At 62.5% G+C, this 12,591-nt stretch carries 10 protein-coding genes; 8 read left to right on the forward strand and 2 right to left on the reverse strand.

The window, feature by feature from the left end; translation table 11 throughout:
- Positions 1 to 125 precede the first annotated feature (125 nt).
- The gene (locus tag G9C82_RS00935; protein WP_004961121.1) at positions 126 to 266 is read left to right on the forward strand and encodes a hypothetical protein; all 141 of its coding nucleotides are present in this window, start codon (positions 126 to 128) and stop codon (positions 264 to 266) included.
- A 124-nt stretch (positions 267 to 390) separates the two neighbouring features.
- Here G9C82_RS00935 and G9C82_RS00940 read toward each other — a convergent pair whose 3' ends face one another.
- Together G9C82_RS00940 and G9C82_RS00945 are read right to left on the reverse strand one after the other, a co-directional pair.
- Complete coding sequence (locus G9C82_RS00940) at positions 391 to 924, reverse strand: metal-dependent hydrolase (protein WP_127013129.1); 534 nt, start codon at positions 922 to 924, stop codon at positions 391 to 393.
- Positions 925 to 1,040: 116 nt separating this feature from the next.
- Positions 1,041 to 2,054 carry a DUF1616 domain-containing protein gene (locus G9C82_RS00945; protein ID WP_127013130.1) on the reverse strand — a complete coding sequence of 338 codons (1,014 nt, stop codon included), beginning with the start codon at positions 2,052 to 2,054 and terminating at the stop codon, positions 1,041 to 1,043.
- Positions 2,055 to 2,263: 209 nt separating this feature from the next.
- Here G9C82_RS00945 and G9C82_RS00950 point away from each other — a divergent pair, with 209 nt between their 5' ends.
- The 7 genes from G9C82_RS00950 (at position 2,264) to G9C82_RS00980 (ending at position 12,588) form a co-directional block, all read left to right on the forward strand.
- Positions 2,264 to 4,288: a hypothetical protein gene (locus tag G9C82_RS00950; RefSeq protein ID WP_127013131.1), complete on the forward strand. Its 2,025-nt coding sequence runs from the start codon at positions 2,264 to 2,266 to the stop codon at positions 4,286 to 4,288.
- 277 nt (positions 4,289 to 4,565) lie between these two features.
- Positions 4,566 to 6,254, forward strand: a complete 1,689-nt coding sequence (locus G9C82_RS00955) for a sodium:phosphate symporter (RefSeq protein ID WP_127013132.1) — start codon at positions 4,566 to 4,568, stop codon at positions 6,252 to 6,254.
- 90 nt (positions 6,255 to 6,344) lie between these two features.
- A complete protein-coding gene (locus G9C82_RS00960; protein WP_127013133.1) occupies positions 6,345 to 7,046 on the forward strand; it encodes an ABC transporter ATP-binding protein in 702 nt (233 codons plus the stop codon).
- Positions 7,047 to 7,053: 7 nt separating this feature from the next.
- Positions 7,054 to 10,119: an FtsX-like permease family protein gene (locus tag G9C82_RS00965; RefSeq protein WP_127013134.1), complete on the forward strand. Its 3,066-nt coding sequence runs from the start codon at positions 7,054 to 7,056 to the stop codon at positions 10,117 to 10,119.
- Between the two features lie 96 nt (positions 10,120 to 10,215).
- Positions 10,216 to 10,491: a hypothetical protein gene (locus G9C82_RS00970; protein WP_004961135.1), complete on the forward strand. Its 276-nt coding sequence runs from the start codon at positions 10,216 to 10,218 to the stop codon at positions 10,489 to 10,491.
- Complete coding sequence (locus tag G9C82_RS00975; protein WP_127013135.1) at positions 10,491 to 11,585, forward strand: DUF4350 domain-containing protein; 1,095 nt, start codon at positions 10,491 to 10,493, stop codon at positions 11,583 to 11,585. The genes G9C82_RS00970 and G9C82_RS00975 overlap by 1 nt, the downstream gene beginning before the upstream one ends.
- Positions 11,578 to 12,588, forward strand: a complete 1,011-nt coding sequence (locus G9C82_RS00980) for a MoxR family ATPase (protein ID WP_007190299.1) — start codon at positions 11,578 to 11,580, stop codon at positions 12,586 to 12,588. The genes G9C82_RS00975 and G9C82_RS00980 overlap by 8 nt, the downstream gene beginning before the upstream one ends.
- The last annotated feature ends 3 nt before the right edge of the window (positions 12,589 to 12,591 follow it).

A 12,591-nucleotide genomic window follows, 5' to 3' on the forward strand; every position in this document is an offset into this window, starting at 1 on the left:
TATCCGAAGTCTACGTTTTGCGGATAACTGAACTATCATGTCACCAACGGTTGCAGACACAGTGTTGCTGAAAGGGGTAATTTTATATTATTTTACAAATAAAATGACAGTGTAAGGTACATACAATGGGGGACTACGCAAAGCCATCCCGTGCGGCGAAGATCAAGTGCATCAAGTGTAACTCACCGGTCGTGCTCACCGTTGACGACGAGTACATCTGTGTCAACTGCGGCGAAGCGCCGATCGAATCCGCGGCCCCAGCCTGAGGCAGCCGTTTTACTTTTTCCCTGGGTTCAGTGCTGGAAACAGCAGCGGCGACATCTGGCTGCTAACTTGAGTCTGCCGCTGGCGAACCGCCACTTCGGCTTACAAGGACCGATGGACGAAGCGCTAGCGCAGTGGTATCTCTACTGTGACCCGTTTGTCGCTCCGGTACACCGTCACGAGACTGTAGCTGACGGCCACTCCGAAGACGATTAGAGGGACAGCAAGCGAGAGCAGGCTGTCGGGTGAATGCGCCGCAAACGACGGCGTTCTATCGGGGTTTGCCGCCAGCAACGGCCAGAACAGGTTCGGGAAGAAGTAGTACTCCATCCCGAGCCGCACAATCGGATAGAAGTCACCCGCGATGTGTGAGAGGTAGCCGGCGGAAAACACCATTCCGTACTGCCCGTAGCCACGGCGGGCAGCCAGCAGTACAACGACGGTGAGGACAGGTAGCGAGACGACAAGCGAGTGGGCCAGCATTCGCCCGCTCGGAAGGATAGCGAATGTCCACGCGAGCGGCTTGTCGATTACATCCGGCAGTTGCGTCGCGACAAGCAGGAGCAGTACCACCGGCCCGGACGGGAGGCGACGCCACCGAGCCACCGCATACACCGTCAGCGGGACGGCTGCGAGGAGGAAGTGGCCTGCGGGGTACACCGTGAAACAAATGGGCCGAGAAAAGAAAAGCTGTTCGCCGGATTCGATGTTCAAACCGCAGGCAGCAGGACAGCCCCGCTTTACCGGGGTCGTGCTGTCCTCTACGAGAACGTGGGTCAGCCGGTAACGTTCACCCAGAGATGGACTTCACGGTACGCGGTCGTCTGGTCCACGGTCTCGGGTGGTGAGCCACGGTACAGCAGGTACTGGAGCCGGAGTCTCTCCCCAGTCATCTCTGGCTCCACCTCGTGCTGGCGCTGCCAGGTTTTGTTGTGTCCCAGCGTCGGCTGGAAACGCCGTAGCTCAGACCGCTCCCGGACTTGCGTTTCGTTGCCGACGCGCTCGACGCGCTGTAACTCGGCGATAACGGTGTACTCCGTCTGTTCGTGTTCCTGGTTCCCAATACCGACGATCAACGAGCGGCCTTCGCCCCGCTCAAACTCCGTTGGGTAGCCGTCAGCGACGAGTTCGCCGTCTTCGCCCTCCGTCAGCAGGTAGAACTCGCTGAACCGCTCACCGTCCTTCGGCACCGTGACAGCGTACCCGACACTGGCGGCTGCAAGCAGGATGCTCAGGACTAGCAGCACGTTCAGGGCGGCGTCCGTCCGCGAGGCCGGCGAAAATAGCTCCTCACGTCCGGCACTGAGCCACGCACGATACGGAACGCGGAACCGTTCGTCGGCGGGCAACGCCCAGCGTCGGACAGCCGCGACAGCGGTCAACACGAGCGTCAGTCCACTGAGCGAGACGAGAATCGGAAGCAGGCGAATGCCCCACGGCGTGAAATTCAACACCAGACCGACCAGCGGAACGAGAGCGATGCTGAGCCCGAACGAGAGTGCAGTCCGTTCGATCCCGTCAATCCCGTCCGCTTGCGGGTTCGAAACGGTTTCACTGTCAGTACTGGGGCCGCTCCCGGCTTCTGGAAACAGCGCTGCAATGAACGCATAGCCGGGGATAAAAAGGACAAACACAAGCCCGGCGATGATACGGACCGGTGTTTCGGAGACGACCGGCAGCAGGGCGGCCAGATTCGTCAGAATTACAACGCCGACAACGCCTGCTAGATCGGCCGGGAGGTGGCGGAGCTGGCGCGGCAAGAGTAGTTTCCACGCCTTGGTTTCAGCCATTGGCAGTGAGTCATATCGGCACGGTAAAAAAATAGCTGATTGCTTCGCTTTCTGTCTCAGTCCATAATTGCAACTGTCTCCGGTAAGCCAACCGAACGCATTTTATCAAACCGGGAGAATACCTCGGTGTGTTCCGGAGCCAGTCGTTGGCCGTGTTTACTATTTTGACCATACTAGGGCTTACAGCGGGCGCTGGTGGGGTGGCAGCGATGGGAACCGAGGTCGGGGGGCCGGCTCTGGACCGTCAGGTGGAGACCCCGGCGGACAACAACGAGACGCAACAGGAAAACCCGGATTCGGTATCAAACGGTGAGTACAGTGACGAAACAGCCGCCTGGTTAGCTCGGACAATGGGCGGGCGGCTGGAAAACAGCAGTATTGCGCTGTCGAACGCCCAGTACGACCAGGCCCGGTCGGTCCTCGGTGACGACTACGACACGCGTCTAGAGCAGTACGTCGAGGTCGCCGGAGACACGTCGTCGGAGACGGACGACACCGCGGCGAGGGAGTTCGAGGCTGCGCGCGAGAACCAGCGGAATCTCACGAACGAGGTCCAGCGGTATCGGCAACAGTACGCGGCGTATCAGACAGCACGCGAGCGCGGTAACGAACGCGAAGCCCGCATCACTGCGCGTGCGATGGAGCGAACAGCGTCGAACATCAGCGACAGAGGCGACGAACTGAATCAGAACTTCGAACGGATCGAGAACACCACATCTGTCGACCTGTCTTCTGGACAGACCGAGATCAATGAGACGACAGCGAACATCACGGCGACGCAGGCGGCTATCCGTGAAGAGACGCTCGTCGGAACGACACTCACGGTTCAGCCGATAGATTCGACCGCATCGTTCAGTGACCCCGGAACGGTCTCCGGGCAGATACAGACTGAGAACGGTTCAGTCATCGCGGACAAGGCGGTCGCACTCAGGATCGAGAACCGGACGCGAACCGTGCAGACTGATTCGAGTGGTGTGTTCGAAACGCAGTACCGGCCGCGCTCGGCCAGGCTGGGGTCGCAATCCATATCGATCGAGTATGTCCCAGAGGCTGACTCGGTGTACCTGTCCGACAACGACACGTTCACCATTGACGTACAACAGGTGACCCCGAACGTGACGAGCGACATTGCACCGGACGTGGTGGGATACGGCGACCAACTCAACGCCACGGCGTCCGTGATAGTCGCGTCGGACGGTGTCGATGCGGTCCCGGTTGAGTTTGCTATTGGTGACACTGTCATTGCACGGACGACGACCGGACCGAACGGCACCGTCACAGAAACGATCCGACTCCCGGCGACGGTAAACGACGGGGAGCGTCAGGTCGTCGCCCGGGTTCCGTATGCAGACCGAGCGATTGCAGGCGTCCAGTCGGAGACTCCTGTTGTCGTCGTCGAGACTCGAACGAACCTCTCAGTGAGTGCATCACGCACGGATGGCGGGGCTCTCGTCAGGGGGCAACTCCAGACCGTTGCTGGAGACCCTGTGACGGGTCGCCCGGTACGCCTGCAGATCGGTGCTGGCGGAACACAGCGGGTCGAGACGAACCGGAACGGGTCGTTCCAGACCGTTTTCGAGAATCCGCAGGGCAACGAGTCCGTTACTGTTACCGCCACGTACGACGAGCCGAGGACAAACCTCGGTAACGCGACTGCAACGGCAACGCTAGCGGCCGGGTCTGGCGGCGGCAACCCACCGGTTGGCTCAGACGGGAACCCGGCAGCAGCCTTCGGGAACGCGGTTATCGGCTCCAGCTGGCTGCCCGTCTTCGGCGGCGGGGTAGCGCTCGCGGTTGTCGTCGCCGCTTGGTTTGTCGTGCCACGGGTCCGCCAATCCCGGGAGACGGACTCGCCTGTCCCGACAGAGACGGGTGACACGTCAATGACTGACCCTGACCCATCGGCGACGTCGTCAGACGAAACGACGCCAACATTCGAGGACCGCGCCGAATCGTATCTGGACAGCGGGAACTACGACGCCGCAGCGATGGTCGCGTACACCGCCGTTCACGACGTGCTAGCAGTAGAAAACGGGATTGATGAAGGGGCAACACACTGGGAACTCCTCCAGCGGAGCCAGGAGCACGGCGTTCCAGAGGACCGGATGGCAGATCTCGAAACAGTGGTCGAAACCTTCGAGACCGCAGCGTTCGCGCCGACATCAGTCGACCGGTCACGGGCCGAAGCGGCTGTGGACCGCACCCGCGAGATCAAGTCGAACGGGGACCGCTGACCGTCCAGTCCCTGGCCTTCGTTGCTGTGGTCCACAATTCTGTTTGGAACTGCTGTCTTCAGCGCGCACCAGCGGAAACGAGTGACGCGTACGAACTGTTGAATCTGATAGTGGCAACCCGGCAGTCGTGGTTCGTTGGTGTCGGGGTCGACGGGTCGGCGGCCGTTGCTACCGACAATGCAGGGATGCCCATGTAAACTCAGACGAGGGCGGTAAGCACGACGGGGCCGTCGGAATGCGGTAACTATCTTACACCCACCCGCTGTAGGACCCGCCAATGAGTGACGGCCGGACGGGACGAGTGCTGCTCATCGTGGCTGTGCTGGCCGTGGCAGCCGCGGCCCGACTGACGACGCTCCACTGGACACCGCTGCCCTCGACGCTAGACGGATTCGGCTACGTCGCACTGGCGAGAGACACGCTTCGGACGGGGACGTTTCCACTCACACGGTTCCGCGCGGACAACATCGTGTTTACTGCTGTGCTGACGGTCGTCGGTTCGCTTACCGGTGAGCGGCCGCTGTACATCGCCCAGCCGGTCGTCGCGGTCACCGGTGCAGCGTCCTGTCTGACGGCGATGGCGCTAGTCAAACGCCTCGCACAGTCGAGTCGCTGGCGTCACTCCCGGACGACGCTGGCGATGGGCGTGGTCGGGATGGGGCTCGCAGTGGAGGGAATCTATCTCCGTCGGACTGGCCAGACCGACGAAGAGGCGCTGGCCTTCCTCTTGCTGCCACTGTTTGCGATTGCCGTCCATCGGTTGCTCACGACGGATCGATACAGGCGTCGCTGGGGCGCAGTCGTGGTCGTCCTGTTCGCTGCTTTCCCGCTCCTGCATACGTTCAGTTCGCTTATTGCCGGGCTGGTACTGACAGGAGTGCTAGCCGCCCACCTCGCTGTGATTCCGTCGCGTCGTGACGCTGTTACTGCCCTCGCCGTCGTCGCAGGCTTCTGGGTGTATATGTGGGGGTACTACCGGTTCGCGGAGCAGTCCCAGCTGGTGGTTCCCTACGTCGACCGTATCAGCGCGTATCCGGGGCTGTTCCTGGCCTGGGTGGTCGTGCTGGTGGCGACGCTTGTCTGGTTCCAGCGGACGAGCGCTCGCCTGCAGCGGGTGACCGTCGGCGGCGCGGTCGGTCTCTGGTTCCTGACGCTCGGCGCGAACGCGTTACAGACCGTGTTCCCCGGGACACAGACCACGCCGACCGGCCTTCTGGTGCTTGTTGCGGCCTTCGCTATCCCGGTGGTGTTTGCGGTCGTTGGCCTCCCGCGCGCGAGCCGCGACCGCCGGCTGGTCGGCCCGGTCATGCTTGCGCTGCTGCTAGCGCCGATCGTTATTGTGTACTTCTCGTTGACCGCCTCGCTGACGCCGGAGTACTACGGGACGGCGCTCCGCGGACAGACGTTCGTCCATCTGCCCGTGTTCGTGCTCGCTGGCATCGGCATCGCGTCAGTTGCCTATCGGCGGTCGCCATCACCGGACGGCGGACTTGGGTCGCCAAAGGCCCATAGCCACCGACTCGCAACAGTTCTGACAATCGTCGTCGTGGTCGCCGCAGTCATGACGATGCCTATCGCGTTCGTCAATCTCGACACGCTAGCGTTCCCGACAGGGGCGACCGAATCGCAGTTCGCAGCCGCGACGTTCACCGCAGACCACGTCGACGAACAGTGGGCTTCCGACCATCCGTTCAGCCGTATCGTTGACCTGTACTATCCGGGTTCAACCAACGGTACGTACCAGCCGACCGCCCGATGGCTCGGTGGCGGGATGGAACCCAGCTGCCCGACGCTGTCGCGGGCGTCGTGGGGGACAACCGGGGCGCACCTGTTTCCGGCAGGAAGCGAAAAGACCACGCCCGCGGCGCTGGAGGAGTGGCGGTACGAGAACGACGTAGTCTATGACACCCGGGGGCTCGACTCCGTGTACCTCGTTCGCCCCGGCGGGAACCGAACGAACTGCTGAGCGCACACGGTTCGTGGGGGCCACCTTATGTCCATTTTTCCCGTGTATGTAACCGTGGCATACAATACGGGGCCGGCAGAAAGGCCGACAATGACTGACCCCGTCCTCGTCGGCTCAGGGCTGTGTGTCACACGACGGGGCACCAAGATTCTCAATGGCGTCTCACTTACCGTCGGGTCCGACGCGGCAATGCTCGTGCAGGGACCTAGCGGGGCCGGGAAGTCGACCCTGTTCAACGTCCTCGGACTCCTAGAACCACCGTCTAGCGGTCAATTGGAGGTCGCCGGCCGAGATGCGAGTGCCCTGTCCGAACGCCAGCGCGCTAGCCTGCGGCGGACGACGCTCGGGTTCGTCTTCCAGGACTTCCAGCTCATCGGTGACCTGACCGCCCGCGAGAACGCGTCGCTCCCGCAGGAACACGCGGGCAACCGTGACCCCGACTGGCTGGACACGCTGTTCGAACGACTGGGCATCGCCGGACTCGAACACCAGTACCCCGCGACGCTGAGCGGGGGCGAGAAACAGCGGGTCGCTATCGCACGAGCGCTTGCAAACCGTCCCGAAATAATTCTCGCCGACGAACCGACCGGGCAGCTAGACCCGGACACCGCCGAGTCGGTGCTAAACCTCCTGTTTAGCATGAAGGAATCGACGGAAACTGCACTCGTCGTCATCAGCCACGACCCGCAACTGGCACAGCGGTTCGACGAACGGCTGTTCATCCGCGGCGGCACGCTCGTCTCGGATACTGCCTCGACGCCGGACGCGAGCCCGTCAACGGAGACGAACTAACGAATCGATGGGATACAGAAACGCTCTCCTGTTTCGCTGGTCCAGACGAGATCGGCTCACCGTCGTCGTCGTCGCCGTGACGGCCGCGTTTCTCATCGGCACGGTCTTGCTGTTGTTCACCGCCGTCACGTACTCAGAAACGTTCGCCGAACCGCTTGCGAACTCCGGGACGGTCACTTACCACGACGCAGAACACGGCCCGCCGGAACCCGGTGAGGATGTCACCGTGCTCCCGACAGCGACGGCGACCACAGACGGGACCGACCTTCGTCTCGTCGGCATCCCACCCGATGCGCCCAGAGTGCTCATCGAGGGGTCGGCCCAGTGGCAGGAAGGTCGATTACCGACACTTCCTGACGGCGTCGACGGCCGAGGACCGGTCTCCCAGCAACAGACCCGAACGGTCAGCGGGTCGAACAGCACCGTCTCGCTCACGGTCGTGCCACAGCAGCGAGGAACGACGTTCCTCTCGAACCAGTGGTACGCGACGAACGCCTCGACCGCCCAGCGGGTCGGCGTCACCGGCTACTTCGTCATCAACCACAGTCCGAGCGGAACCGGGCTAGGGAGCCTTCCGAGTGAAGGGGCACCGCTTGTCAGCGCGCTCCTGTACGTCCTTGGCGGTCTGGAGCAGGTGCTCTGGGCGCTGGGTATCGCCGCGGCTGCTGGCGGATTGCTGGTCCTCATTGTCGTCTACAACGTCACGCGGATGAGCGTCCGCGACCGACTCGATGCGATACGGGTAATTCGCTCGACCGGCGCGTCGGGGTGGCGTGTGGGGCTTCTGTTTACGCTTCGTGCCGGCCTCCTCGTCACGACCGGCGTCGTGCTGGGCTACGCCGTCGGACTCATCCTTATCAAGGCACTCGTCAACGTCGCGATTTTCGTCGGGCTCCCAATCGCGCTCGATATCACTGTCACCGGCCAGAGCGCTACTGTCGTCGCTGGCGTCGCCGGCATTTTCGTTCTGATGGGGCTGGTTGCCGGCGCGCTCGCGGCCTATCCTGCGGCGACTCGTCCACCGGCCTCTCTCGGAAACCGCCATACTCGGTCTGGCCAGTCCGGGCAGTCGACGCTTGCGACGCTCAGAAGCTGGGTCACACCGACGTTCCTTTCGTGGCGCTCGGTCGTGCCGACGGCGGCGACGCTGACCGTGTTCGGCATCACGTTCCTGCTGGTTGTCTCGCTGGCCGGCCTCGCCTCCCCGCTTGGCGGTGAAGCGGGCGGCACTGGGACCATCACCGAAGCCGGCGCGCCCCACCCGCTGAACAGTCGGCTCGATGCTGAGTACGCCTCCGCTCTGAGTGCCGACGGGACACCGGCCAGCCCGGAGATCATCTACGCTCAGGTTTCGGACGGCCAGCCGTACATGGCTCACGGGGCGAAGTACGATGCGTTCGCGAACGTCACTGGAGCCACGCTGGTCGAAGGCCAGCGACCACAGCGACACGACGAGGCCGTCATCGGGAGCGACCTCGCACAGACGCTCGATGTCGAGGTCGGTGACGAACTGACCGTCAGTGGGAGCGTCAAGCCTGGGGTTCGCCGGGTCACCATCGTCGGACGGTACGACGCCCCCAGAACGCTCGATGACTTGCTCATTCTGCCGCTTGACTCCGCGGCCGACTTGGCGACCGGGCCAGGGCAGGTCCACATGATTCGCGTGAAGGGCCCGGTGTCTGAGATCGACGATGCCGACGGTGTCGCGGCTAACCAGTCGGGCGCTGTCGTGACGGGGTTGTCAGGTCCGAGACGCGTCACAAAAGGTGACACAGTCAACCTCACCGTCGCCGTCCGAAACGTCGGCAACGAGCGGGCGGACCGGGAAGTCACAGTCCGGTATCAGGGCGACCGGCGAACAACGACGGTGGCTGTTCCGCCGGGACAGGAGCGGACTGGTACTGTCTCCGTTACCGCGTCGGAGCTGGGGACCGCAAACGCTACTGCCGGGGAGTACACCCACCCAGTGACTGTCGTCTCGCCGAACGCTATCGAGATTCCGAGCCAGTTGCCCTCACAGGCTCCGCCCGGGTCGGGACTCTCCGTCCCTGTCGTCACGAAAACTGGCGAGCGCGTTTCGAACGCCACCGTCACGGTAAACGGCCCGTCGCTCAGAACTGGCTCGAGCGGTGTTGCCGTTGTTCCCCTGCCACGCGAGCCGGGGAACTACACGATAACGGCCCGGTCCGGAAACCAGACGGCGACACACGATATTCAAATCGTCCGTGGAACTGAGCGGGAACTGTACGGGGAGCTGTCGATAGCTCCGTCATCGGGCTCGGTCCTGACGACACCGACGCTCAGGGTCGGGCTCGCAAACCCATGGCAGGAACCGCTCACGCGCAACGTGGGCGTCATCGGTCCCGGTGTCTCCCGGAACCGGACCGTCTATATGCCGCCCGGAAACGTCACGCAAACGCGGTTCTCCCCGGACGGTGGACGGAGCCAGCCCGGAACGTACACCTATCGAATGACAGTCAACGGGACCACCCTCACCACGGCGGACTACGAGGTGACCGGCGACCGCCGGCTGGCATCTGCGGTGGCAAGCAGTGGGTCGTACGCGTCCGGAACGCCAATCGAGCGCTCCGTCGAGGGCGTGTTCGGGAACGTCCAGTTGATTCTCGGCGTCCTTGTCGTTCTCTCGGCGTTGAGTACCGTCGGCAGTACTACGGCGACGTTCGCACAGGGGGTCCACGCGCGCCGGCAGGCCATCGGCATCCATCGCTCAACCGGCGCGACGCAGTGGCGGGTCCTGCGGACGATTCTGGCCGATATCGCCCGGATAGCGATCCCAGCGACCGGTCTCGCGCTTGGCCTGTCCGTTCTCGCGTTACAGCTGCTGGAGCGGGCCGGCTGGCTCGTCTTCTTCGGCTTCCGTCTTTCCGCGCGGACGCCGCCAGCGATCCTCACAGCGATATTCGTCGGTGGCGTCTCGCTCGCCCTGTTCGGTGCCCTCGTCGCAACGGTGCCGTATCTGACGGCCTCACCGGTCTCGTTGCTCCCGAGTGGTGACCGAACGCGGACGCCCGACGACGAGTCGGTCGACGAAAGACAGCCTAGCGACGACTGACCGAGTCCCTAGCATAGGGATCAGCTTGTCCAGTGGGAATCTGAACCTTGCCCGTCGGTCGGAACTTTGACTGTCTACCGACAAGAACGCCGTATCATGGCGACCCGACAGCGACAGCAGTTCATCTACGGGCATCTCATGTGGGTGCTTGGGACCATCCTCGTGTTGACCCTCCTGGATGCGCTGACACTGGAGCTGTTTTTCGTCGTCTCGCTGATCGGGTTTCTCGTTACTGTCGAACTGGTCGCACCGCAGGCCGTGTCGCCGCGCTGGCGACGGCGGCTCTGGTGGCTCATCGGGCTCGGTCTGGTGGGCTTTGCTTACGTGGTTATCAAACGTATCCTTGCAATTCTCCCGCCGGGGCTGATCTGATGGTATCGGAACCGTCTCCCGAAGATTCCTGGCTCCCGTCGCTCACTCTCCCACAGCTACTGCTTGCCACCTACACTGCCCTCACGGTCATCGCGCTCGTCTACGCCGCGAGCACGTCTTCAGCGGCGTTCGGTGCGTATAATTCCCAGTGGGACGGGGCGGGCGAGCTTCGAACTGTCGCAGCTGATGCCGGTGCAAACGTAACCGTCGGAACGAACGTGAGTCAGTATCCGACGAGTGACGCGGACGGAACGGTTGCAGTCGTTCTCTCGCCGGCGGAGCCGTACTCGTCGAGCGAGCGGGCACGAATCGCGGAGTTCGTTCGAAGCGGCGGGACACTCGTCGTTGCCGAGGATTACCGCCCAGAAGGGAATTCCCTGCTCGCTGCCGTCGGTGCTGACGCGCGTTTTGACGGTCGCCCGGTGTACGACAACCGAAACTATTACTGCAACTCCTCGCTCCCGGAAGCGACGCCTGCCGGCGACTATCCGGAGACTGCCGGCGTCGATACTGTCGTCCTCAACTACGGCACGACTGTCAGGGCCGGCAACGCGACGCCACTCGTCAACACCTCCGAATACGCCTATCTCGACACCAACGGTAACGCCAATCTCGACGGTGCGGAGCAGTTAGCATCTCGACCTGTCGTCACAAGCGAATTGGTCGGCGACGGTCGAGTTATCGCCGTCAGTGACCCGAGTCTCTTCGTGAACGCGATGCTCGAACGAGGTGACAACCGACGGTTCGTCCGGAACATCGTCGCCGATCACGACACGGCCCTGCTGGATTACTCACACGCCAGCAGTATCCCGCCAGTGGCCGCTGCCGTCCTCGCCGTGCAGCGGTCGGACGCGTTGTTACTGTTCTGTGGCGTCGTGCTTGTCGGGGCGCTACTCGCGTACGACCACCGTCTCGACGAGCCTATTCGGGATCGATTCCGCGAATACAGCGGCCGCGAGCCGGACCCGCACTTGTCCCGAGACGGCGTGGAAAAGTACCTTAGCGGCCGTCACCCGGACTGGGAATCCGCTCAAGTAAAGCGAGTAACGGAAGCCGTTATTAAACAGCGGCCCGACCGTCAACGTAATGACTGATCCGGCGGTACTGTACGACCGTCTCAGAGAGGAGACGGAAACAGTTCTTATCGGTAACGAGCAGATTCTTCGACACATTACTGTCGCAATGCTTACGCGCGGTCACGTGCTTTTAGAGGGGGTTCCCGGTGTCGCAAAAACCACAATTGCCACGCTTATCGCCAACGCGACGGATCTCCAGCACTCTCGGGTCCAGATGACGCCTGACTTGCTCCCTGCAGATATCACCGGAACGACAGTGTATCACCAGCGAAACGGCGAGTTCGAACTGCAGAAAGGCCCGGTGTTTACCAATCTGGTCATCGCTGACGAGATCAACCGCGCCCCGCCGAAAACGCAGAGCGCGCTGCTCGAAGCGATGCAGGAGGGGCAGGTGTCTATCGAAGGGTCGACGCTCGAACTCCCGACGCCGTTTACCGTCGTTGCGACGATGAACCCACTTGAGATGGAAGGGACGTTCAAACTCCCGGAGGCCCAGCGCGACCGATTCCAGATGAAACTCGTCACTGAGATTCCCAACTCCGAGGATGAGCGCGCAATCCTCGACCGGTTCGACGCGAATCCGACGCTTGATGCGGACTCTATCTCGCAGGTCATCTCTCGGGACGAACTTCTGGACGCCCGGACAGTGGTCCCTGAGACACATATCGAAGACAGCATCAAGGAGTACATCCTCGCTATCGTCGGCGCAACGCGGGACCACCGAAACGTCATTCACGGCGCCTCACCGCGGGCGACAATCGATCTGCAGAATACAGCGAAAGCGGTCGCTCGTCTGAACGGCCGCGAGTATGTCATTCCGGACGACGTAAAAGAGATGGCGCTCCCGGTGTTGCGCCATCGTCTCATTATGAACAGCGACGCCGAACTGAGCCAGATCACCGCTGAAGCGGTTATCGAGGAAATCCTCCAGTCGATAACGCCGCCGGGGTCTGACACCGACCACAGTGCGGATGTCGAGACAGCGGTCGGTGACGGCGGGACGAAACGCGACTCCGAATAGCGA

Origin of the sequence: Haloarcula sp. R1-2 (assembly GCF_011627385.1) — an archaeon.
In the GTDB taxonomy this organism is placed as follows: Archaea; Halobacteriota; Halobacteria; order Halobacteriales; family Haloarculaceae; genus Haloarcula; species Haloarcula marismortui.

Bases quoted from the DNA above. Each gene is read 5' to 3' on its own strand.
- G9C82_RS00935 (WP_004961121.1), top strand. From the start codon at position 126: ATGGGGGACTACGCAAAGCCATCCCGTGCGGCGAAGATCAAGTGCATC.
- G9C82_RS00945 (WP_127013130.1), bottom strand. From the start codon at position 2,054: ATGGCTGAAACCAAGGCGTGGAAACTACTCTTGCCGCGCCAGCTCCGC.
- G9C82_RS00950 (WP_127013131.1), top strand. From the start codon at position 2,264: ATGGGAACCGAGGTCGGGGGGCCGGCTCTGGACCGTCAGGTGGAGACC.
- G9C82_RS00955 (WP_127013132.1), top strand. From the start codon at position 4,566: ATGAGTGACGGCCGGACGGGACGAGTGCTGCTCATCGTGGCTGTGCTG.
- G9C82_RS00960 (WP_127013133.1), top strand. From the start codon at position 6,345: ATGACTGACCCCGTCCTCGTCGGCTCAGGGCTGTGTGTCACACGACGG.
- G9C82_RS00965 (WP_127013134.1), top strand. From the start codon at position 7,054: ATGGGATACAGAAACGCTCTCCTGTTTCGCTGGTCCAGACGAGATCGG.
- G9C82_RS00970 (WP_004961135.1), top strand. From the start codon at position 10,216: ATGGCGACCCGACAGCGACAGCAGTTCATCTACGGGCATCTCATGTGG.
- G9C82_RS00975 (WP_127013135.1), top strand. From the start codon at position 10,491: ATGGTATCGGAACCGTCTCCCGAAGATTCCTGGCTCCCGTCGCTCACT.
- G9C82_RS00980 (WP_007190299.1), top strand. From the start codon at position 11,578: ATGACTGATCCGGCGGTACTGTACGACCGTCTCAGAGAGGAGACGGAA.